This window comes from Paraburkholderia sp. CNPSo 3272 (assembly GCF_024206495.1).
Lineage (GTDB): Bacteria > Pseudomonadota > Gammaproteobacteria > Burkholderiales > Burkholderiaceae > Paraburkholderia.
The window spans coordinates 78,326-101,502 of the sequence record NZ_JAMBPQ010000007.1 but is presented as its reverse complement, the minus strand read 5'-3'; the positions used below and the strand labels follow the sequence as shown (position 1 = coordinate 101,502).

Here is a 23,177-nt window from a genome sequence, read left to right as displayed (position 1 = left end):
AACGTGTTAGCCGCCGCAATGCACTACCCCCAAAATCGCCTTCCAACGCACGGCGACGCGGCGTTTCTAGCCGTTCGTGACAACTCCCGACCGATGGAAACGAAAGACTGGAAATGCCCGGAGATGACGACGGCAAAGTGAAGCCGCCTTATGCAAAAAAATCTGCGCGGCGGTGCGAGATTGCAGAACGCGGGACTGCGCGGCGGATATTTTTGGCGACGAGTGGCGAGCGCGGCGACGCTCCCAAAGGAGACGCCAGGGGCGATACAACGGGGTTTGCCTGCGAGTAAATGGCCCGCGCAAAAGCAAAGCGGCCCGCTTTGGGGCCGCAAGCTTCCGATGCGATGGAGAGTGTGCGCCCGGCAACTCGCCGGGCAACGCGCCTTAGCGGCTCGCCAGCGGGTGGTCGCTGTCGTTGGCGGGGTTGTCCGCCGTGGCGCGCGTGGTGTCGCTCTCGTCGGTCTGGGCGGTCTGCGTGCCGCCGTTGTTCCAGACCACCGTGTTGTTGACGGCATAGAGGCGGCAAGGATCGGCGCTGTGCTTTTCACAGTTCGAGATCGCCACGGCCATCGGGTTGTCGCCGCCTTCGGCCCATGACCACGCGCCGGAGTCGGACACCGCGAAGGCGCGGCTCGGATACTGCTTGAGGAAGTTGCGATAACCGTCGCGGCCCGCCTGATCGACGAACGGCACCGAGCCGACCGAATCGATCTGCGCGAAGCCGGTGCCGCGCGGCGCGACCGGCGCGGCCACGCGGTACTGCACCGCGGTCGGCAGGCCGCGGTTGGCGAGGAACGCCTCGACCGTGGGCCACCAGATCTTCACGCCGTCGCGATCGCCAACGAGGCGGTGCGCGTCGTTCTTGTAGGCGCCGAAGTCCACGAGCTTCGCCGTCGCAGCCGGGCGATCGTCACCCGTTTGCGCGTCGCGGTAAGCGGCGAACATCTTCGCGACGAGATCGGGCGACCAGACCGAGTCGTTGTCGCCGTAGAGCCACAGCGAGGCCACGCGGGCCTTGCCACCGTAGTCGCCGAACGCCTGGGTCAGGTTGCTCTGCCAGCCCGTGCAGGCGTCCTGGCGCAGGCCGCCCGAGAAGTTGATCAGTGCGCGCACGCCGTTGGCCGCCTCGGTGCCATAGGCCATGGTGGCAAGGCCGCCGTGCGAGGTGCCCGCGACGATGATCTGGCTCGCGTCCACATAGGGCTGCTTCGACATGTACGCGATGGTCGATGCGACATCGGCCGCCTGGCCGAGGCCGTTGCTCGCGACATCGCAACCGTCCTGCTGATACGAGCCGCCCGACTCCGCGAAGCCCTGGCGGTTCGGTGCGACGACGACGTAGCCGCGGCGCACGAATTCGCGCGCGAACGAGAGCGGGTCGCTGCGAGCCTGGAGGTGCGGGTCGCCGGGAATCTTGCCGTGGTTGAAGATCACCATCGGGAACGGGCCGGGGCCGTTCGGGCGGTAAATCGTGGTTTCGAGCGTGACGTCACCCGATGCGTCGACGGGAACGCGGATCACCTGCTCGTTCATGCTGGCGGGCACGACGGGCAGATACGCGTCGTCGAGCGCAATGCGCGGCACGTTGGCGCTGCCGAGGGGACCGCCTGCGAGGCCGGATTGGGGAGCGTTGCCGGAATGCGTGGCGGGGGCGTTGGCAGCGAGCTGCGGGTTCGCGCTCGCACTTGCCGGATCGGAAAGCGACGCTGCGTGAGCAACCGAAAGCACACACGCGGTGCCGGCTACGACCCATCCGGTAAGGAGCTTCCTGAACGCCATGCGCTACACCACCTGCAAAAGACCTGCTGCTGTGTATCCGACAACCGTCCGACCTTGACCCGCACTTCACCCGTTTCAGGCACAACGAGACACCGTGGCGCCTGGCCGCGAAGGCAGGAGCGAAGGCGTGACCCGTAACGGGGAATTACATCGATCGGAACACCTGCGCGGCGCAGTTCTATCGTCGATCAGACCCGCCGCCAGCACCCGTCTGCATTCGACACATGTGCATGCGAAAAGGCTTTTTCACTATGCACTTACGTATTGCGCCGGGCACTGTGATTAGATACTCGCACGACAAATATTTGTTGTGCAATTCAGGGGTAACCCGGCATAAGGCATGCCAAGAGCCTGCAGCCCCCATGAGACATGGCGCACGCACGGCGTCCGCTTCGCAACGAACGTGCAAATTTTTAAAGAGGTCCGGGTACGGAACGTCGCGCGGCGGCAACAGCCGCGCGATTATTCAGTAAGCGCTTGTTTGCAAAGGCGTTATTTCCGGCGCTTGCTGCGAACCGGGGCGGAATTTCGCTGCGACAATCTTTGCTCGGCAGTCAGCAATTCGTTAGCCAGACGAAACGTCGCCGTCAACATAACGCCAGCGGCCGTCCTCGCCGCGCGAGAAACGGCTCGTTTCGTGCAGCCGGAATGCGCGGCCGCCCGTTTTGTAGCGCGCGACGAATTCGACGATCGCGTGCGCGTCGTCGTGTTGTTCATGACGCTTCACGGCAAGGCCTAGCCAGCGCGGCGCGCCTTCGGCTGAGGGATCGACATCGAGATCGGCGGGGCAGGTTTCAGGCGCCCAGGTCGAGCGCAAATACGCCTTCTCGCCCAGCACGTAGGCCGTGTAGCGCGAGCGCATCAGTTCGAGCGCCGTGGCGGGAATTGCCGCGTCGTCGATGAAGCGGCCACAGCACTGCGCGTAACGCGGCGCCCTCGCGGGCGCTTTCTGGTTGGGCGCGGCGCCGCCGCAGGGACAATCGGCGGCCCGGACGGCAGGCGAGACGACGCGCGCGGTTTCAGAGTTCATGGGTCAGGGCCGAGTTGCGAGAGGCCGCAAGCGTAGCGCAGACGGGCGCCGCTTTACCAGTCGAGCTCGGTGCCGTCGTACTGGAAGAAGCGGCCATTGAAGACGTCACGCGCGGCGGCCGCTTCTGCCACCACCTCGCGCATGCCTGCGACGCTCACCGCCGGGTCGATCGCCGCGTGCGCGCCACCCATGTCGGTGCGCACCCAGCCCGGATGCAGCGCGACGCAGGTGGCTCGGCGCGTTTGCAGCGAGGTGATCTTCAGCACGTCGTTGAGCGCGGCCTTGCTCGCGCGATACAGCCAACCCGTCGTGCCCGTGGTCTCCGCAATGCTGCCCATGCGGCTCGATAGGACGCCGAGCACGCCGTGGGCGTCGTCGACAAGCGGCAACAGGACGGGGATCAGTTGCATCGGGCCGCGCACGTTGGTGTTCATCACGTATTCGAAGTCGTCGGCCGTGATGGTCTCCACCCCCTCGGTGCGCGGACCGTAGACGCCGCAGACGACGAGCGCCACATCGAGCCGTTCGCCGTCGAGCTTCCAGCCGAGCGCAGCGATTTCCTCGGGCCGCGCGATGTCGAGCTGGAATGTCTGCGCGCCGATTGCACGCAACGCTTCGAGCGCTTCGGGCCCGCGCGCCGTGGCCAGCACGCGCCAGCCGGCCTTCGCATACTGCCGCGCGAACTCGAAACCCAGGCCCCGCGACGCGCCCACGATCAACGCTGTCTTCATCTCGTCACCTTGCTTGTCTGTGCATTGAAACCGCTGCAGCGCGCCGCCTGCCCGCTCTCAAAGGCGGCGCGCTTCTTCTGGCTTAGCCTACAGCAGTTCGACGCCCATCGCCGTGGCTTCTCCGCCGCCGATGCACAGCGCCGCCACGCCGCGTTTGCCGCCGCGTGCGCGCAACGCGCCGATCAGCGTCACGAGAATGCGCGCGCCCGAAGCGCCGATCGGGTGACCGAGCGCACACGCGCCGCCGTTCACGTTGACCTTCTCGTGCGGCAGATCGTGGTCCTTCATCGCGGCCATCGTCACCACGGCAAAGGCCTCGTTGATCTCGTAGAGATCGACGTCGTCGGCCGTCCAGCCGGTCTTCTCGAACAGCTTTTTGATCGCGCCCACCGGCGCCGTCGTGAACTTCGCGGGCTGCTGCGCAAAGGTCGAATGGCCCGTCACGCGTGCGAGCGGCTTGAGGCCGAGCTGCTTCGCGGTCGATTCGCGCATCATCACGAGCGCCGCCGCGCCGTCCGAAATCGACGACGAATTCGCCGCCGTCACCGTGCCGGTCTTGCTGAACGCGGGCTTGAGCGTCGGGATCTTGTCGAGATTGGCCTTGAACGGCTGCTCGTCGCGCTCGATCGTCGTTTCGCCCGCGCGCGAGGCCACCTTCACCGGCGCGATCTCCCATGCGAACGAGCCGTCCTCGTTGGCGCGTTTCGCGCGCTTGAGCGACTCGATCGCGAACGCATCCTGGCGCTCGCGCGAGAAGTCGTACTCGCCCGCGCATTCTTCCGCGAACGTGCCCATCAGGCGACCCTTGTCATAGGCGTCTTCGAGGCCGTCGAGGAACATGTGGTCGAGTACCTGGCCATGGCCCATGCGCATGCCCGCGCGCGCCTTCGGCAGCAGATAAGGCGCGTTCGACATGCTCTCCATGCCGCCCGCGACGATCACATCGGCCGAACCCGCCAGCAGCATGTCGTGCGCGAACATCGCCGCACGCATGCCCGAGCCGCACATCTTGTTGACGGTCGTGGCGCCCGCTGCGAGCGGCAGCCCCGCGCCGAGCGCCGCCTGGCGCGCGGGCGCCTGGCCCTGCCCCGCGGGCAGCACGCAGCCCATCACGACCTCGTCGATCTGCTCGGGCTTCAACCCCGCGCGCTCGACGGCCGCCGCGATCGCAGCCGCGCCAAGCTGCGGCGCGGTGAGCGCCGCGAAATCACCCTGAAAACCTGCCATCGGCGTGCGCGCCGCCGCAACGATCACGATGGCGTCCTGCTTTTGCGTCTCACTCATGTTTGTGCTCCTTGATGAATCTGTTTGAACAAGCTTGAATCCGCTTGATTCCGTTTCAACCTGTTGGCCGCGCGCTCAGGCAACGCGCACGGCCGGCGCGTCTTCACGCGCGAAACGTTCCGGGTAACACACGCTGAAACGAATCGAGGCGTCGTAGGGAAAGCAGTCCGGCACTTCGCCCGCGATGAGCCTCGCGCGGCTCTCCTGCCAGAGCCCGGGCTCGAAGAAGTCCGCGTGATGGGCGAGAAATGCGCGCTTCACGCGCGGATCGCCGAGCAAAAATGTGCCGTACGTCTGCGGAAAGATGTCGCGCGGGCCGACTGCGTACCATGGCTCGCCCAATAGTTCGTCCTCCTCATGACGCGGCGGCGGCACGGCGCGCACGTTGCAGTCGGTGAGATATTCGATCTCGTCGTAGTCGTAAAACACCACGCGGCCGTTGCGCGTCACGCCGAAATTCTTGTAGAGCATGTCGCCAGGAAAGATGTTCGCGCGCAGCAGGTCCTTGATCGCGTTGCCGTATTCGCGTATGCCGTGCTCGACTTCGGCGTCGCTGCCGTTCTGCAGATACAGATTGAGCGGCACCATGCGCCGCTCGATGTAGACGTGACGGATCACGAGGTTGTCGCCCTCGTACTCGAGCATCGAGGGCGCAAGCGTCTCCAGCTCGCGCACGAGCGCCTCGTCGAGCCGCGCGACGGGCAGCGCCACGCTCGAATATTCGAGCGTGTCGGCAAGGCGCCCGAGCCGGTCGTGGCGCTTCACGAGCTGATACTTCGCTTCGACCTGCTCGCGCGTGGTCTCTTTCGGCGCGGGAAAGCTGTCCTTGATGACCTTGAACACGTACGGATACGAAGGCAGCGTGAACACGATCATCACCATGCCGCGGATGCCGGGCGCGACGATGAACCGGTCGCTCGAATGCGAAAGGTGGTGCAGCAGGTCGCGATAGAACAGGTTCTTGCCCTGCTTCTGCAAGCCGAGCGACGTGTAGATTTCGCCCTTGGCCTTGCGCGGCATGATGGTGCGCAGGAACTCGACATAGGCGGACGGCACTTCCATGTCCACCAGAAAATACGAGTGCGAGAAGCTGAAGAGGATGAGCAGCTGTTGCGTGCGCAGCAGCACCGTGTCCAGTGCCAGCCTGCCCGACTCCACATGACGGATCGGCACGACGAACGGCGCGAGCAGATCGCCGTTGATGATGCGCCCGACGATATACGCGCCTTTATGCCGGAAAAACAGCGACGACAGCACGTGAATCTGGAAGTCAGGCTTCGGCTCGACCACACCGAAGGTGTCGAGCATCGTCTGCATGATGCAGCCGACGTCGCGCCCGAGGTCCTCGAACGGCGTCTGTAGCTGGAAGTTCGTGACGATGCGCTCGAGCGTCGCCGCGACGCCGTCCTTGCCCGGATAGTACGCGCGATAGGTGGGCTTCGCGGCGGGCTCGTCGTTCTCGATGTATTCGGTCGAGATGGCGGGCCGCACGAAGATGAAATCGTTGTTGAAGTACGAGCGATGCAGGATCTTGCAGCACACGGAGTTGAAGAACGTCTCCGCGCATTCGGGCTGCCGGTGCGTCGTCAGCAGGCCGATGTAGTGCAGCTTGATCTGCTGCCAGACTTCGTCGTCGATGCTCTCGGCGCCGTATTCGTCTTCGAGCGCGACCACGCACTCCTTTACACGATCGTCGTAGGAGGCGATGCGCTCGCGCGCGAGCTGCTGCAGGGCGCGCCAGTCGGCGGCCTCGAAGAACGTCCGCGCCCTCGCCGCCGCATCGCAGAAGTTGTGGTAGTGACGGTTGAAGCCGTCGAGCATGGTCTGCGCGACATCGAAGCCGATCTGCGAAGAGAGCAGTTTCGGGAAGTGTTTCATGGCGGCCATGCCCGTTGCGCGAGCGTCAGGGTTTCGCGCGAGCGGCGGCGCGAGCGCCGCTTTCGTGCGCTGCGCTCTCGTGCGCCGCATTCCTGTCGAGCAGCGCGCGCGCCTGTGCCTCGTACTGCGCGAGATCCTCGAGCGTCGCGTCGAGGTCCGCGCGCTGGCGCTCGAGTATCTCGCGGTGATGCACCACGGTGTCGAGGAACGCCTGGAGTTGCGGGAGCGTGTCGGTCGGCGAGTCGTAGAGGTCGAGCAGCGTGCGGATCTCCGAGAGCGTGAAGCCGAGGCGCTTGCCGCGCAGCGTCAGCTTCAGCCGCGTGCGATCGCGCCCCGAAAAGACGCGCTTCAGGCCACCCGCGCCTTCGCGGCTCGGCGCGAGCAGGCCCTGGTCCTCGTAGAAGCGGATCGCGCGTGGCGTTACGTCGAATTCCCGGGCGAGTTCGGTAATCGTGTACTGGGTCGTCATGGTGTGCGAAAGGCGGCTGGCCCGGCTGTTGTCTGCACGACAGCGCGAGGGACGATAGAATCGACGTTTACGTTATCGTCAAGTACGCGGTTACGCAACCGGCAGGAGCGACGCGCAAGACGCGCTTTGCATGGGGCCGGAGTGGGCGCAAGCGCTGCCTCCGGTCGACCGTTTTACGTGGGACCAGAGTAAGCGCTAACTTTGGTCGACAGGAGAAGACACCCCAATGAACGCCCTCGAACACCAGCTCGACTATCCCTACGCCGACACCCTGCCGGAGCCCGGCCTCGCCTTCGATGTCGCGCCCGGCATGAAATGGCTGCGCATGCCGCTGCCGTTTGCGCTCGACCACATCAACCTCTGGCTGCTGCGCGACGAGATCGACGGCCAGCAAGGCTGGACCGTGGTGGACTGCGGCATCACCAACGACACCATCAAGGCCCGCTGGGAAGCCGTGTTCGAGAACCAGCTGGAAGGCCTGCCGGTGCTGCGCGTACTCGTCACGCATTGTCACCCCGACCATATCGGCCTTGCGCACTGGATTTGCGCGGGCGGGGACAAGGCGCGCTGGGACGTGCGCCTGTGGACTACGCTCGGCGAATACATGCAGGCCCGCGTGATGGCGGCCGGCGACGGCTCGAACGCGGGCGGAGAAGGCGCCGCGCGCCATTTCGCGCGGCACGGACTCACGGACGAAGCGTCCCTCGACAAGCTGCGCAATCGCCGCGGCTACTACGGCAGCCTCGTGCCCGCGCTGCCCACGCAGTACCGCCGCCTGCGCGAAGCCGATACGGTGGCGATCGGCGGGCGCGACTGGCGCGTCATCACGGGCTACGGCCACTCGCCCGAGCATTGCGCGCTGTTCTGCGAGGAAACCGGCGTGCTGATCTCCGGCGACATGGTGCTGCCGCGCATCTCGACCAACGTCTCCGTGTTCGACATGGAGCCGGAAGGCAATCCGCTCGGCCTCTACCTGGCATCGCTCGGCCGCTACGAAACGCTGCCCGAGAACACGCTCGTGCTCCCCTCGCACGGCAAGCCGTTTCGCGGCGTGCGCACGCGCATCGCGCAGTTGCGCGCGCACCATGACGCGCGTCTCGCCGAAGTGATCGAAGCGTGCGGGCGAGCGCCACAAAGCGCCGCCGACATCGTGCCGATGATGTTCAAGCGCGAGCTCGACATCCACCAGATGACTTTCGCGATGGGCGAGGCGCTCGCGCACCTGAACCTGCTGTGGCTCGACGGCAAGCTCACGCGCACGACCGGCGCGGACGGCGTGATCCGCTTCACGGCCTGACAAGCCATTACGCCCAAAGAAAACGGGCGGCCCGCAAGAGCCGCCCGTTTTTTACATGGAGCGCGAGGTGGACGGCCTCAGTTCGAGCCGCCCGTGATCAAATCGGCGCCCGGCGGCCGCACGAACTTGAAGGTCGAAGCCGGCAGTGACGGATTCTTCTCGATGTTGGAGAACGTGAGCAGCGTCACGTTGCCGAACACGTCGTGCAGTTCCATGGCTTCGAGGTTGCCGTCGCGAAAGCCGATGCCCACGCTCTTGAACTGCGTGTCCTTCGACTTCGGAATCAGCTCGAGCCAGTCGATGCCGTTCTTCACGCCCGCGTCGGAGAGCGTGAAATTCTTGTCGAGATCGTTGCTGCCGAACAGGATCGCCGCCGGGCTCGCGCCGAGCGCGCCGCCGAGCTTGCGCTCGGTCACCTGGTTCAGGTCCTTGTCGTAGACGTAGAGGTTGTCGCCGTCCGACTGCAGCAGTTGCTGATACGGCTTCTCGTACGACCAGATGAACTTGCCGGGCCGCGCGAACACGAACGTGCCGCTGGAGGTCTTGGCGTTCATCGTGGCCGTGGCGATGGCGTCGCTGGCGTTCTTCGCGCCCGAGGGCGCCTTGAGTTCGCGCTGAACAAAGCTGCCGCGCGCGGAGTGCACCTGCGAGACGAACTGCTTCAGTTGATCGGTGCCGCTCGCATACGCCTGCGAGACCATCAGGACCGACGCGCCAAGCGCAAGAAAGAGCGCGCGGCGCGCGGTGCGCGCAAGGCGGGTCGGAAGTCCAGCCGGATACTGCATCTATCGTTCTCCAAGAGGTGTGTCTTTGGCCGTCGGGTTGCCGCAGCCGTTGTCAGGCCGTTGCCAAAGCACGGCGGCCTGGCGCGGCTTATTCGGCTTCGCCGCGGTTTGGCACCAGGATCTCGCGGTTGCCGCTCGACGACATCGCCGAAACGAGCCCGGACTGCTCCATTTGTTCGAGCAGCCGCGCCGCGCGGTTGTAGCCGATGCGCAAGTGCCGCTGCACGAGCGAGATCGAAGCGCGGCGGTTTTTGATCACCACTTCGACGGCCTGGTCGTACAGCGGATCGGACTCGTCGCCAGTGCCGCTGGTTCCCGCAGTCGTGCCTTCGTCGCCCTCGCCGCCCACCGCGCCTTCGAGAATGCCCTCGATATAGTTCGGCTCGCCCTGCTCCTTGAGCTTCTCGACGACGCGGTGCACCTCGTCGTCGGCGACGAACGCGCCGTGCACGCGCACGGGCAGACCCGAGCCCGGCGGCAGGTAGAGCATGTCGCCCATGCCGAGCAGCGACTCGGCGCCCATCTGGTCGAGAATCGTGCGCGAGTCGATCTTCGAGGAGACCTGGAACGCCATACGCGTCGGCACGTTGGCCTTGATGAGGCCGGTGATGACGTCCACCGAAGGCCGCTGCGTCGCGAGAATCAGGTGGATGCCGGCGGCGCGCGCCTTCTGGGCGATACGCGCGATCAGCTCTTCGACCTTCTTGCCGACCACCATCATGAGGTCGGCGAGTTCGTCGATCACGACCACGATATGCGGCAGCTTCTGGCACGGTTCCGGATCGTCCGGTGTGAGGCTGAACGGGTTCGGGATCTTCTCCTCGCGCTTGTTCGCCTCTTCGATCTTGTTGTTGTAGCCCGCGAGATTGCGCACGCCCAGCTTGCTCATGAGCTTGTAGCGGCGCTCCATCTCGGCCACGGTCCAGTTCAGCGCGTTGCCGGCCTGGCGCATGTCGGTCACGACCGGGCAGAGCAGATGCGGAATGCCCTCGTAGACGCTCATTTCAAGCATCTTCGGGTCGATCAGGATCATGCGGACCTGCTCGGCGCTCGCCTTGTAGAGCAGCGACAGGATCATCGCGTTGATCCCCACCGACTTGCCCGAGCCGGTCGTGCCGGCCACGAGCAGGTGAGGCATCTTCGCGAGGTCGGCGCACACCGGCTTGCCGCCGATGTCCTTGCCAAGGCCCATGGTGAGCGCGGAAGGCGCGTCGGAATAGACCGCCGAGCCGAGGATTTCCGAAAGTCGCACAGTCTGGCGGCGCTGGTTCGGCAGCTCCAGCGCCATGAAATTCTTGCCCGGAATCGTTTCGACTACACGGATCGACACGAGCGAGAGCGAACGCGCGAGATCCTTCGCGAGGCCCACGATCTGGCTGCCCTTCACGCCCGTGGCCGGCTCGATCTCGTAGCGCGTGACGACCGGGCCCGGATACGCGGCCACCACGGCCACGTCCACGCCGAAGTCCTTGAGCTTCTTCTCGATCAGGCGCGAGGTGAATTCGAGCGTGTCGTCGGAGATGGTTTCCTGGGTGGCCGAAGCCGGATCGAGCAGCGAGATCGCCGGCAGCGTGGAGTCTCCAGGCAGGTCCTTGAAGAGCGGCACCTGGCGCTCTTTTTCCACGCGCTCGGAGCGCTGCGGCGTGACAACCGGCGGCACGATCGTGACCGGCTCGTGTTCCTCGATCTTGACGCGGCCGCGCTCGACCTTGCCTTCGCGCTTGACGGCCGCTGCCTCGCCGAGCTTGCGGTCGCGGCCCGCCTCGCGGCGCAGCCTGGCCATGGTGACGGCGTTGATGATGTGTTCGCCGACCCGTTCGGCGACCGAGAGCCACGAGAAGCGGAAATAGAGCGAAAGACCGATCGCGAGCGCGAGCAGGAGCGCAAGTGTGCCGCCCGTGAAGCCGAGCGCGTGCGAAACGCCGCGCGCCACCGCGCCGCCCACCACGCCGCCGGGCGTCTGGGGCAGCTGCACCCTAAGCGACCACATGCGCAGCGCTTCGATGCCGCAACTGGACAGCATGACGAGCACGAACGACAGCGCTTCGGCGACCCAGCTGATGTCGCGCGGCTTGTCGTCGTCATCGTCGGCGATCGCTTCGTGGCGCGTAATGCGCTGGTAGTTCGCCGAGATGAGGCGCCCGAGCAGCACGATCCACCAATAGGCGGACAGTCCGAACAGCAGCAGCAGGATGTCCGAGACGCGCGCGCCGACGCGTCCCGCCCAGTTCGAGATGTGGTCGACCTGGGCCGCGTGCGTCCAGCTCGGGTCGTGGCGGCTGTAGCTGATGAGCGCCATCAGCAGGAACACGCCTAGCGCGACCTGCAGGATCCAGCGAATTTCGGTGAAAAGGCGCGACATGCGGTGAGGCAATGCCTGCGCCTGTGCGGAAAAGGGAGCTTTGGCCATTGAATCCTGGGCTGATTCTTGATGCGTTTGCGGTCCGCCAGTCCTTCCGTATGCCCGAAACCCCGGGCAGACGGGCGCGGCCGCCATCGTCCGATCCGGCCTATTGTAAACGCGTTGTTTCGGCCCCGGCGGCCCCTCGCTGTAAATGACGGTAACTGACAACGCTGCGCGAGCGCCGCAGGGCGACATCGGGCCGCGCCGCGCCCCGTCGAGCCGCCCTGCGCGGGCGACACTGCGCGGGCCACCCTGCGCGGGTCGCCCTGCGCGGGCCGCCTTGAAGCCCGGGCTATCGCGCTGATGAAGAAGCTTCATCGAGCGGTGAACTTCCCCCGCCTTTATAATTGCGGGCTGATGCCCAACTGCATGTGTGAGCCCCGCCGCAACGCCGGGCGGCCCTGGCCGGGAGCCTTTCGGCCGGGCGCCCGACCTTACGCGCCACGCAGCGTCTTTCTACGGAATTCGATCATGTCTGCAACCAAACACGCCAAAGTCCTGATTCTCGGTTCCGGCCCCGCCGGCTACACGGCTGCCGTCTATGCGGCGCGTGCGAACCTTTCGCCGCTGCTCGTCACGGGTCTCGCCCAGGGCGGCCAGCTCATGACGACGACCGACGTCGAAAACTGGCCTGCGGACCCGAACGGCGTGCAAGGCCCCGAACTGATGCAGCGTTTCCTCGAGCACGCCGAGCGCTTCAACACGGAAATCGTGTTCGATCACATCCATACGGCCAGGCTGAACGAAAAGCCCATCCGCCTGATCGGCGACTCGGGCGAGTACACCTGCGACTCGCTCGTCATCGCGACCGGCGCATCGGCGCAATACCTCGGCCTGCCGAGCGAAGAGCTGTACATGGGCCGCGGCGTCTCGGCATGCGCGACCTGCGACGGCTTCTTCTACCGCAACCAGCACGTCGCCGTGGTCGGCGGCGGCAACACGGCCGTTGAAGAAGCCCTCTACCTCTCGGGCATCGCGAAGAAGGTCACGGTCATTCACCGCCGCGACAAGTTCCGCGCCGAGCCGATCCTGATCGACCGCCTGCTGGAGAAGGAAAAGGAAGGCGTGGTTGAGATCAAGTGGGAGCACGTGCTCGACGAAGTGAAGGGCAACGAAGGCGGCGTGAACGGCCTGCGCATCAAGAACGTGAAGACGGGTGAGACCACCGAGCTCGACCTGCAGGGTCTGTTCGTCGCGATCGGCCACAAGCCGAACACGGACATCTTCGAAGGCCAGCTCGAGATGAAGAACGGCTACATCATCACGAACGGCGGCCTGAACGGCAACGCCACGGGCACGAGCGTGCCGGGCGTGTTCGCGGCCGGCGACGTGCAGGATCACGTCTATCGCCAGGCGATCACGAGCGCGGGTACGGGCTGTATGGCCGCGCTCGACGCGCAGCGCTACCTCGAGACCGTGAACGAATTGGGTCAGGCGCACGTGATGAGCGCCGAAGCCGACCGCTAAGCCGGGCGAGCGGGATTCACCCAGCGTCTTTCGTCATGCCCAAGAACGTGCCCCACCCGGGCGAACCCAGGCGCCCCGCCTCCGCTCGCCCGGCTCCCGCGCCCACGCCTGCTCCCGCAGCGGACGAAGCCGCGTCTGGCAAGACGGCTGCCGGCTTCGCCGGCCTCGGCAGCCTGCGCGACGCGCTCAAGGTGCAAACCCGCCAGCGCGAGCGCGAACGCGTGGCCGCACAGGCGACGCGCGTCGAAGCCGCCGCCGACAGCGACCTCTTTCGCCGCGAGATCGGCCAGGTCGCGCCGCTCAAGCAGCCTGCGCGCGCGCAGGCGCGTCGCGCAGCACCGGTGCCGCTGCCACTGCAAACGCAGCTCGACGAGCAGGCTGTGCTGCACGAAGCGATCTCCGACGAATTCGACCCGGAAGCGCTGCTCGACACCGACGACTCGCTCTACTACCACCGCCCCGGCGTGAGCGAGGAAGTCGTCAAGAAGCTGCGGCGCGGCACGTGGATCGTGCAAGCGCAACTCGACCTGCACGGCATGCGCCGCGAGGAAGCGCGCGAGGCGCTGCAGAACTTCATCCGTGAAGCAGGCAAGCGCGGGCTGCGCTGCGTGCGCGTGATCCACGGCAAGGGCCTGGGTTCCGTCGGCAAGGAGCCGGTGCTCAAGGGCAAGGTGCGAGCATGGCTCGTGCAGAAGGAAGAAGTCATCGCGTTCTGCCAGGCGCGGCCGCACGACGGCGGCGCGGGCGCTGTGCTCGTGCTGTTGCAGCCGCACCCGGTCGGGCACGGGCAGCATCATCCTCACCTGCCCTGACCGAACCCGTCATCGGCGCGTCGTCGATATGAAAAAACCCCGTTGCTGCTTGCGCAGCGAACGGGGTTTTTTTATCGCGCCGGGCAAACCGGCGCACGACGATCAGGCGAGGCGCTCTTCCGTCTTCGGATCGAACAGCACGGCCTTCGAAACGTCGAACAGCAGTTCCATGTTGTTGAGCGGCTGCGGGTTCGCACCCGGGTGCACGCGGCTCACGATGCGCTTGCCGTTGACCTGCGCGAACACGAGCGTGTCCGGACCGGTCGGCTCGATCACGTCGACCTTCACCGAGTGGCGCTGCAGTTCGTGGCCGTGGCCGTCGTGCGAGCTGCGCGCGTCGGTGATGCGCTCCGGGCGCAGGCCCAGCACCACTTCCTGGCCGATCTGGCCGCGCAGCTTGTTCGCTTCGAACGGCAGGTTCAGCACGTTGCGCGCCACCCCCGTGTCGAGTTCGATACCGATGCCCGAGCCCTGCTCCACCAGCTTGCCGTTGATGAAGTTCATCGGCGGCGCGCCGATGAAGCCCGCCACGAAGAGGTTCGACGGCGAGTCGTAGATCTCCTGCGGTGCGCCGAACTGCTGCACGATGCCGTCCTTCATGACCGCGATGCGGTCGCCGAGCGTCATCGCTTCGATCTGGTCGTGCGTCACGTAGACGATGGTCGTGCCCACGCGCTGATGCAGCAGCTTGATTTCCGAGCGCATCTCGATACGCAGCTTCGCGTCGAGGTTCGAGAGCGGCTCGTCGAACAGGAACATGACCGGATCGCGCGCGAGCGCACGGCCCATGGCCACGCGCTGGCGCTGGCCGCCCGAGAGCTGGCCCGGCTTGCGGTCGAGCAGGTGCTCGATCTGCAGCAGCTTCGACACCCGGCCGACGATCTCCGTCTGCTGGTTCTTCGGCACCTTGCGAATGTTCAGACCGAACGAGATGTTCTCGCGCACCGTCATCGACGGGTAAAGCGCGTACGACTGGAACACCATTGCGATGTCGCGATCCTTCGGCGAGAGATTATTGACCGTCTTGCCGTCGATCTGGATCTCGCCCTTGGTCACGGTTTCGAGACCCGCGATCATGTTGAGCAGCGTCGACTTACCGCAACCCGAGCCGCCGACCAGAATCAGGAACTGGCCGTCTTCGATGTCGATGTTCACGCCCTTGAGGACGGGAACGCCGTTCGGGTAGGTCTTGTAGACGTCGCGAATGGAAAGGCTTGCCATGATGCTATGAATCCTTTTAATCGAATGCGGGTTTAACCCTTCACCGCGCCCGCCGTGAGACCGCGCACGAAGTAGCGGCCGGCGATCACGTAGACGAGCAGCGTGGGCAGCGCGGCGATGATCGCGCCGGCCATGTCGACGTTGTATTCCTTCACGCCCGTGGACGTGTTCACGAGATTGTTCAGCGCCACCGTGATCGGCATCGAATCGACGCCCGAGAACACGATACCGAACAGGAAGTCATTCCAGATCTGCGTGAATTGCCAGATCAGGCACACCATGAAGATCGGCAGCGAGATCGGCAGCATGATGCGCGTGAAGATCATGAAGAAACCGGCGCCGTCGATGCGCGCGGCCTTCACGAGTTCAGCGGGCACGCTCACGTAGAAGTTGCGGAAGAACATCGTGGTGAACGCAATACCATACACGACGTGCACCAGCACCAGGCCGCCGATCGTGTTCGACAGGCCGAGGAAGCCTTCGAGACGGGCCATCGGCAGCAGGATGGCCTGGAACGGGATGAAGCAGCCCACCAGCAGCATTGTGAAGAGCGCGTCCGCGCCGCGAAAGCGCCAGTGCGTGAGCACGTAGCCGTTGAACGCGCCGATGATCGACGAGATCAGCACGGCCGGAATCACCATCTTCACCGAGTTCATGAAGAACGGCTGCATGCCGTCACAGCGCACGCCGGTACACGCTTCGCTCCACGCCTTGATCCACGGCGCGAAGGTCGGGTTCGTGGGCAGCGAGAGCATGGTGCCCGTGTGAATCTGGTCGAGCGACTTGAACGACGTCGACAGCATCACGTAGAGCGGGAACAGGAAGTACAACGCGAACAGGATCAGCGCCGCATAGATGACCACGCGGCTCACGTTCATCTTAGGCTGCATTGCGCGTGCTCCTCGATTCCAGATACATGAGCGGCACGAGCACGGCCACCACCGTCGCAAGCATCATCATCGACGACGCTGCGCCGACGCCGAGCTGCCCGCGGTTGAACGAAAACGTGTACATGAAGATGGCCGGCAGCGACGACGACGTGCCCGGACCACCGGCCGTCAAGGCGACGACGAGGTCGAACGTCTTGATCGTGATGTGGCACAGGATCAGCAGCACGGAGAAGAACACCGGACGCATGCTCGGAATCACGATCTTGCGGTAGATCGTGGGCAGCGTCGCGCCGTCCACCTGGGCCGCCTTGAAGATCTCGCTGTCGACACCGCGCAGACCGGCGAGGAACAGCGCCATGCAAAAGCCCGTGGACTGCCACACAGCGGCGACCACGATACAGAAAATGGCCTTGTCCGGGTCGTTGAGCCAGTCGATGTGAAAGCTCGTCCAGCCGATGCTGTGCATCACCTGCTGAATGCCGAGGTCCGGATTGAAGATCCACTGCCATGCCGTGCCCGTCACGATGTACGAGAGCGCCATCGGATAGAGGAACACAGCGCGCAGCGCGCCTTCCTGACGAATCTGCTGGTCGAGCAGGATCGCGAGGAACAGCCCGAGCGCCACGCAAATCGCGATGAACGGGATGCCGAACCATCCGAGGTTCTGCGCCGACGTCCACCAGACGTCGTTCGCGAACAGCTCGCGATAGCGGTCGAGACCCGCGAATTCATAGCGCGGCATCAGTCGCGAGGTCGAGAGCGACAGATACCCGGTAATGAGAATGAAGCCGTAGACGAATACGAGGCTGATCAGAATGCTGGGCGAAAGCACCAGCTTCGGGATCCAGCGGTCTGCGAGCGCCGCCATGGGCGACGCGCGGCGGGTAGCAGGCGTGGCCGCCTTGCCGTTGCCGCTAAGAGAAGCAGTCACTGCGCAACTCCTGGTACGGTGCGAAAACCGCTTTCGCACGATGATGGGGTTCAGAGGGTGAACCGTCATGCCCGGGGCGCGCCACGTATGGCGCCCCCCGTCTTACAGCACTAACCTGCTACGCTCACTTCGTCTTCGCAGCCTTCGCGAGCGCCTCCACCGCGCTCTTCGAATCCTGGTTCGAGTTCATGAACTTCGTCACGACGTCGGTGATCGCACCGGCCGTGGCGTCCGGCTGAGCCATGCCGTGAGCGAGCGACGGCACATAGCCGCCGGCCTTGATCGCGGTCTGCTCATCCGCGTACGACTTCTTCGCGCATGCGTCGAACTTGCTCATGTCCACGCCGAGACGAACCGGAATCGAACCCTTGTACAGGCTGAACTGCTCCTGGAATTCCGGGCTCATGATCGTCTTCGCGAGCGCGAGCTGGCCAGGCGTCGCAGTCTTCTGGCCCTTCTGCTGGAAGAACACGAACGAGTCGACGTTAAAAGTGTAGGCCTTCGCCGTGCCCGGCACCGCTGCGCAAACGTAGTCCGTGTCCGGCTGCTTGTTCGCGTTCGCGAACTCGCCCTTTGCCCAGTCGCCCATGAACTGCATGCCGGCCTTGCCGTTGATGACCATGGCCGTGGCGAGGTTCCAGTCGCGGCCCGTGCGGCCGTTATCCATGTACGACTCGATCTTGCGGACCGTGTCGAACACGCCGACCATCTGCTGCGACGTCAGGGTCTTCTGGTCGAGGTCGACGAGTGCCTTCTTGTAGAAGTCCGCGCCCTGCGAGAGGACCACGTCTTCCCACAGCGTCAGGTCCTGCCACGGCTGACCACCGGCGGCGACCGCCTGGATGCCCGCGGCCTTCATCTTGTCCGCCAGCGCGAAGAATTCCGGCCACGTGGTCGGCGCCTTGCCGCCCACCTTGTCGAGCGCTGCCTTGTTGATCCACACCCAGTTCACGCGGTGCACCGAGAACGGCGCCGCAACGTAGTGGCCATCGGCGTGCATGATCTTGTCGATCTGCGGCGGCAGGTTGGCCTTCCAGTCGCCGGCGACGGAGTCGACGTTCACCAGCACGCCCTGGTCAGCCCATTCCTGGATCAGCGGACCCTTGATCTGGGCGGCCGTCGGTGCGTTGCCCGAGATCACCTGGGTCTTCAGTGCGGTCATGGCCGCCGCGCCCGCGCCACCGGCGACCGCGAAGTCCTTCCACACATAGCCCTGCTTCGTCATGTCGTCCTTGAGCACGCCGACGGCCTTCGACTCGCCGCCCGAAGTCCACCAGTGCAGCACTTCGAGGGACTCGGCCGCTTGCGCCGTGGCGACGCCACCCAACAGACCTGCTGCGCACAGGGCGCCCATGATCGCGCGGAATTTCATTGCTTATCTCCTCCAGACACCTGAACAAAAAACGATTGGCCCCTGATCGCCAGGGTGCGGTGGTTGGTCAAACAGCAAAACAGGCAAAACACTGGACGGACGGGCGCCGGAGTGCCGCGCGCGCGTGCTTTTCATTAGATGCGCGCGGGCCGCGGGCCGGTTACCGGCCGCAGGACGCTCAAGAGATGAGTGGTTCGGAATGCAAGTTGACTGTCTCCTCTTTTGATTTTCACCGGCCACCTGGCCGGCCGAGGCGCCGCTTGCGTCACGCGGCCTTGAAGCCTCCACACGCTGGGGAACCGGGCGCCCGGCTCACTGGCAAGCCGGGCTGAGTCCCGCGTTGTTCTCCGTTAACATGAGGGGGCATTCCGTCCGCTCGCGAAACCGCGCAAACCGCCTTGCTGGCTGCGTTTCACGCTTTTTTCATCGAATGAACGTTACCTCTTGATTTGGATTGTAGTTAAACTACAATTCAGTGTCAAAAAAAATTTTATCGGACTACGGCCGCGCGATCGCCCACAGTGGCGGGCACCCGTTGTACCCTGCAGCGGCCCCCAGGACTTGACTGAGACTCATGCAAACCCAGATCGATTCAGGTTTCACGTTCGTGCTCTTCGGCGCCACCGGCGACCTGTCGATGCGCAAGATCCTCCCCGCCCTGTATGAAGCGCACCGTTCAGGCATGCTCGCCCAGGCCGGCAAGATCGTGGGCGTCGCGCGCCACGAAGAGGATCGTGAAGCGTACATCCAGTGGGTCGACGAGCACGTCAAGCCGCATGTGAAGAAGAACGGCGGCTTCGACGACAACGCGTGGGCCAGCTTCCTCGAGCGCATCGTCTACGTGAAGCTAGACCTCTCGCGCGCCGAAGACTTCACGCATCTGCGCGACGGCATCGCGTCGCTGCCCGGCATTCGTGTGTTCTATCTGGCTACGGGCCCGTCGCTGTTCGTGCCGATCTGCCGCGCGCTTGCCGCCGTCGGTCTGAACGAGAACTCACGCATCGTGCTGGAAAAGCCGCTCGGCTACGACCTCAAGTCGTCCAACGCAATCAACGACGCCGTGGGCGAGATCTTCGCCGAAGGCCAGATCTACCGGATCGATCACTACCTCGGCAAGGAGCCGGTGCAGAACCTGCTCGCGCTGCGTTTCGGCAACGCGCTATTCGAACCGCTGTGGCGCCGCGAATGGGTCGAGAGCATCCAGATCACGATTGCCGAAGAACTGGGCGTCGAAGCGCGCGGCGACTTTTATGACAACACTGGCGCGCTGCGCGACATGGTGCAAAATCACCTGTTGCAGTTGCTTTCGATCGTCGCCATGGAGCCGCCGCATTCGATGGATTCGGATTCGGTGCGTGACGAAAAGCTTCGCGTGCTGCGCGCGCTCAAGCCGATCAACCCGCTCGACATCAGCAAGGTCGCGGTGCGCGGGCAGTATCACGCGGGCGTGATCCGCGGCCAGGCGGTGCCGGGCTATGCGACCGAGCATGGCGTGAAGCCCGAGAGCCACACGGAAACCTTCGTCGCGCTCAAGGTGGAGATCGAGAACTGGCGCTGGGCGGGCGTGCCCTTCTTCCTGCGCACCGGCAAGCGTCTTGCCGACCGCGTGGCCGAGATCGTCGTGAACTTCCGTCCGGTGCCGCATTCGGCGCTCGGCGCGCCGGCGCTGCGCCCCGGCGCGAATCGTCTCGTGATCCGCCTGCAGCCGAACGAGAACATCCGCCTCTACTGCCTCGCGAAGCAGCCCGGCGAAGGCATGAATCTCGCGAGCGTGCATCTGGATCTCGCGTTCGACCAGTTCTTCCGCGAAGGCCAGATGGAGGCTTACCAGCGCCTGCTGCTCGACGTGATCAACGGGCGCCTCGCGCTGTTCGTGCGCCGCGACGAGCAGGAAGCGGCGTGGACGTGGGTCGAGCCGATCTTGAACGAGTGGGCGGCAACGCCGCGCGCGCCCAAGCCGTACGCGGCCGGCACATGGGGACCGGCGGCGGCGAGCGCGATGCTTGCACAGCACGACACCTGCTGGCTAGAAGAAGAGAATTGATGGGATTGCATGGCGGCGCGCACGGCGAGCGCGACGCCGGACCGGACAGATGAACTACCCCGTAGACCTACAAAAAAGCAGCATGGAGGAGAAGTGATCGAGCTTCACGTATTCGACGACCCGCGCGTCCAATCCGACGCGCTGGCGCGAGCCGTGGGCGACGCGCTACATGCGTCGCTCGCCGCTCAGCAGGCGGCGCCCGGTACTGCCGTGCGCCGTGCAACGCTTGCGGTCTCCGGCGGCACGAGCCCGCGCCCCTTCCTCGAGGCCCTCTCGACGCACCGTTTCGACTGGGCGCACATCGACGTCACGCTCGTCGACGACCGCTGGGTGCCGGACACCGACTCGGCGAGCAACGCGCGCCTCGCGCGCGAGACGCTGCTCACGCACGAAGCGGCCGGCGCGCACTTCCTGCCGCTCGTCGACGTGACGCAGGATCTCGACGCGCATGTCGCCGCGCTCAATGCCGACCCGGCCCGCAGGCTGCCGAACGTCGCCGTGCTCGGTATGGGCGAGGACGGCCACACGGCCTCGATTTTCGCCGACGCCCCCGAATGGCACGAAGCCATCACCACGGCGCGCCCGTTCGTGGCCGTGCATCCGCAGGCCGCGCCCCACGCGCGCGTCTCGTGGTCGATGCAGGCGCTGCGCCAGGTCGATCGCCTGTTCCTGCTGATCGCGGGACAGCGCAAGCTCGAAGTGCTGCAACAGGCCGCCGCGGCCGAACAAAACAACGCCATCTCGAAGCTGGCGAACGACAAGGGAGTGAGACTCGATGTCTACTGGTGCGCCTAATAAAAACGCCCCTGGCGCAGGCCAGCACGCCGACGGTCCGAGGCTGCTCGCCGACATCGGCGGAACCAACGCGCGCTTCGCGCTGGAAACGCGTCCGGGCGAAATCGGCCAGGTGCGCGTGTATCCGTGCGCGCAGTATCCCGGCGTCGCGGAAGTGATCCAGCAATACCTGAAGGACAACAAGATCGGCCGCGTGAATCATGCGGCCATCGCCATTGCGAATCCGGTCGACGGCGACCAGGTGCGCATGACCAATCACGACTGGACCTTCTCGATCGAAGCCACGCGCCGCGCGCTCGGCTTCGACACGCTGCTGGTCGTCAACGATTTCACCGCGCTCGCCATGGCGCTGCCCGGCCTGACCGACTCGCAGCGCGTGCAGGTAGGTGGCGGCCAGCGCCGCCAGAACAGCGTAATCGGCCTGCTCGGGCCGGGCACGGGCCTCGGCGTCTCGGGCCTGATTCCCGCCGACGACCGCTGGATCGCGCTCGGCAGCGAAGGCGGCCACGCAAGCTTCTCGCCGCAAGACGAGCGCGAAGACATCGTGCTGCAGTTCGCGCGCAAGAAGTGGCCGCATGTGTCGTTCGAGCGCGTGTGCGCGGGGCCCGGCCTCGAACTGATCTACCGCGCGCTCGCCACTCGCGACAAGAAGAAGCTGCCCGCCGATCTCGGCACCGCCGAAGTCGTGCAGCGCGCGCATGACGGTGAAGCGCTCGCGCTCGAGACCGTCGAATGCTTCTGCGGCATTCTCGGCAGCTTCGCGGGCAACATCGCGATGACGCTCGGCTCGCTCGGCGGCATCTATATCGGCGGCGGCGTGGTGCCGCGCCTGGGCGACCTCTTCACGCGCTCGTCGTTCCGCCAGCGCTTCGAGGCGAAGGGCCGTTTCGATACCTATCTCTCGAACGTGCCCACCTACGTGATCACGGCCGAGTATCCGGCGTTCCTCGGCGTGTCGGCGATTCTCGCGGAGCAGCTGTCCAATCGCGCGGGCGGCGGCTCGTCGGCCGTGTTCGAACGCATTCGCCAGATGCGCGACGCGCTAACGCCCGCCGAGCGCCGCGTGGCCGACCTCGCGCTCAACCATCCGCGCTCGATCATCAACGATCCGATCGTCGATATCGCGCGCAAGGCCGACGTGAGCCAGCCCACGGTCATCCGTTTCTGCCGCTCGCTGGGCTGCCAGGGCCTCTCGGACTTCAAGCTCAAGCTCGCCACGGGCCTCACGGGCACGATTCCGGTGAGCCACAGCCAGGTGCATCTGGGCGACACCGCCACCGACTTCGGCGCGAAAGTGCTCGACAATACCGTCTCGGCCATCCTGCAACTGCGCGAGCACCTGAACTTCGAGCAGGTCGAGAGTGCGATCACGCTGCTCAACGGCGCGCGCCGCATCGAGTTCTATGGTCTCGGCAACTCGCATATCGTCGCGCAGGACGCGCACTACAAGTTCTTCCGCTTCGGCATCCCGACCATCGCCTATGGTGACCTGTACATGCAGGCCGCTTCCGCCGCGCTGCTCGGCAAGGGCGACGTGATCGTGGCCGTCTCGAAGTCGGGCCGCGCGCCGGAACTGCTGCGCGTGCTCGACGTCGCCATGCAGGCGGGCGCTAAGGTGATCGCGATCACGTCGAGCAACACGCCGCTCGCGAAGCGCGCGACCGTTGCGCTAGAAACCGATCACATCGAGATGCGCGAATCGCAGCTTTCGATGATCTCGCGCATCCTGCATCTGCTGATGATCGACATCCTCGCGGTGGGCGTCGCGATTCGCCGCGCTTCGCCCGATGCGGACCTCGGCAACACCGTCGAAAAGGCCCGCGAACATGCCGACGACGATGCATCGGCCGTGCTCGACTGGCTGAGCCACGGCGCTTCACCCACGGCGCGCGACTGAGGTCAGCTCATTCGTCGGCTCATTCGAGCGGTGAAAAAATGGGACGCCGAGGCGTCCCATTTTAATTTTGCACGTCGTATCGACGTCCCGA

At 65.2% G+C, this 23,177-nt stretch carries 18 protein-coding genes; 6 read left to right on the top strand and 12 right to left on the bottom strand.

All coding sequences use genetic code 11. From position 1 onward, the window contains the following. Positions 1-384: 384 nt before the first annotated feature. The 6 genes from M3I53_RS11460 to M3I53_RS11435 form a co-directional block, all read right to left on the bottom strand. Positions 385-1,779, bottom strand: a complete 1,395-nt coding sequence (locus M3I53_RS11460) for a dienelactone hydrolase family protein (protein ID WP_254316056.1) — start codon at positions 1,777-1,779, stop codon at positions 385-387. Between the two features lie 565 nt (positions 1,780-2,344). Continuing rightward, a complete protein-coding gene (locus tag M3I53_RS11455; protein ID WP_254316055.1) occupies positions 2,345-2,809 on the bottom strand; it encodes a YchJ family protein in 465 nt (154 codons plus the stop codon). Between the two features lie 53 nt (positions 2,810-2,862). Beyond that, positions 2,863-3,540, bottom strand: a complete 678-nt coding sequence (locus M3I53_RS11450) for an SDR family oxidoreductase (RefSeq protein WP_254316054.1) — start codon at positions 3,538-3,540, stop codon at positions 2,863-2,865. An 87-nt stretch (positions 3,541-3,627) separates the two neighbouring features. After that, the gene (locus M3I53_RS11445) at positions 3,628-4,824 is read right to left on the bottom strand and encodes an acetyl-CoA C-acetyltransferase (protein WP_254316053.1); all 1,197 of its coding nucleotides are present in this window, start codon (positions 4,822-4,824) and stop codon (positions 3,628-3,630) included. Between the two features lie 75 nt (positions 4,825-4,899). Further along, on the bottom strand, positions 4,900-6,702 hold the full coding sequence (gene aceK, locus M3I53_RS11440) for a bifunctional isocitrate dehydrogenase kinase/phosphatase (RefSeq protein WP_254316208.1): 1,803 nt from the start codon (positions 6,700-6,702) through the stop codon (positions 4,900-4,902). A gap of 25 nt (positions 6,703-6,727) precedes the next feature. Next, positions 6,728-7,171, bottom strand: coding sequence for a MerR family DNA-binding transcriptional regulator (locus M3I53_RS11435; protein WP_254316052.1), 444 nt, complete (start codon positions 7,169-7,171; stop codon positions 6,728-6,730). A 226-nt stretch (positions 7,172-7,397) separates the two neighbouring features. Here M3I53_RS11435 and M3I53_RS11430 point away from each other — a divergent pair, with 226 nt between their 5' ends. After that, entirely contained in the window at positions 7,398-8,468 is a 1,071-nt protein-coding gene (locus M3I53_RS11430) for an MBL fold metallo-hydrolase (RefSeq protein WP_254316051.1), read from the top strand. A gap of 77 nt (positions 8,469-8,545) precedes the next feature. Here the strand turns inward: M3I53_RS11430 and lolA are convergent, their stop codons facing one another. Together lolA and M3I53_RS11420 are read right to left on the bottom strand one after the other, a co-directional pair. Next, entirely contained in the window at positions 8,546-9,253 is a 708-nt protein-coding gene (gene lolA, locus M3I53_RS11425; RefSeq protein WP_254316050.1) for an outer membrane lipoprotein chaperone LolA, read from the bottom strand. Positions 9,254-9,341: 88 nt separating this feature from the next. Further along, entirely contained in the window at positions 9,342-11,663 is a 2,322-nt protein-coding gene (locus M3I53_RS11420) for a DNA translocase FtsK (protein WP_254316049.1), read from the bottom strand. Positions 11,664-12,128: 465 nt separating this feature from the next. Between M3I53_RS11420 and trxB the strand changes: the two genes are divergently transcribed. Both trxB and M3I53_RS11410 read left to right on the top strand, forming a co-directional pair. Beyond that, positions 12,129-13,124 carry a thioredoxin-disulfide reductase gene (gene trxB / locus M3I53_RS11415; protein ID WP_254316048.1) on the top strand — a complete coding sequence of 332 codons (996 nt, stop codon included), beginning with the start codon at positions 12,129-12,131 and terminating at the stop codon, positions 13,122-13,124. 35 nt (positions 13,125-13,159) lie between these two features. Beyond that, positions 13,160-13,936, top strand: coding sequence for a Smr/MutS family protein (locus tag M3I53_RS11410; RefSeq protein ID WP_254316047.1), 777 nt, complete (start codon positions 13,160-13,162; stop codon positions 13,934-13,936). Positions 13,937-14,038: 102 nt separating this feature from the next. Here the strand turns inward: M3I53_RS11410 and M3I53_RS11405 are convergent, their stop codons facing one another. The 4 genes from M3I53_RS11405 to M3I53_RS11390 form a co-directional block, all read right to left on the bottom strand. After that, entirely contained in the window at positions 14,039-15,157 is a 1,119-nt protein-coding gene (locus M3I53_RS11405; protein ID WP_254316046.1) for an ABC transporter ATP-binding protein, read from the bottom strand. Positions 15,158-15,189: 32 nt separating this feature from the next. Further along, positions 15,190-16,047, bottom strand: coding sequence for a carbohydrate ABC transporter permease (locus tag M3I53_RS11400; protein WP_254316045.1), 858 nt, complete (start codon positions 16,045-16,047; stop codon positions 15,190-15,192). Then, a complete protein-coding gene (locus M3I53_RS11395) occupies positions 16,037-16,978 on the bottom strand; it encodes a carbohydrate ABC transporter permease (RefSeq protein WP_254316044.1) in 942 nt (313 codons plus the stop codon). Before M3I53_RS11395 ends, M3I53_RS11400 begins: the two co-directional genes overlap by 11 nt. 124 nt (positions 16,979-17,102) lie before the next feature. Further along, positions 17,103-18,350, bottom strand: coding sequence for an ABC transporter substrate-binding protein (locus tag M3I53_RS11390; RefSeq protein ID WP_254316043.1), 1,248 nt, complete (start codon positions 18,348-18,350; stop codon positions 17,103-17,105). A gap of 574 nt (positions 18,351-18,924) precedes the next feature. Between M3I53_RS11390 and zwf the strand changes: the two genes are divergently transcribed. The 3 genes from zwf to M3I53_RS11375 all read left to right on the top strand — a co-directional run bounded on the left by zwf (position 18,925) and on the right by M3I53_RS11375 (position 23,086). Further along, complete coding sequence (zwf, locus tag M3I53_RS11385; protein ID WP_254316042.1) at positions 18,925-20,394, top strand: glucose-6-phosphate dehydrogenase; 1,470 nt, start codon at positions 18,925-18,927, stop codon at positions 20,392-20,394. A gap of 93 nt (positions 20,395-20,487) precedes the next feature. After that, positions 20,488-21,189: a 6-phosphogluconolactonase gene (gene pgl / locus M3I53_RS11380; RefSeq protein WP_254316041.1), complete on the top strand. Its 702-nt coding sequence runs from the start codon at positions 20,488-20,490 to the stop codon at positions 21,187-21,189. After that, positions 21,170-23,086, top strand: a complete 1,917-nt coding sequence (locus tag M3I53_RS11375) for a bifunctional transcriptional regulator/glucokinase (RefSeq protein ID WP_254316040.1) — start codon at positions 21,170-21,172, stop codon at positions 23,084-23,086. The genes pgl and M3I53_RS11375 overlap by 20 nt, the downstream gene beginning before the upstream one ends. Positions 23,087-23,177 lie beyond the last annotated feature (91 nt).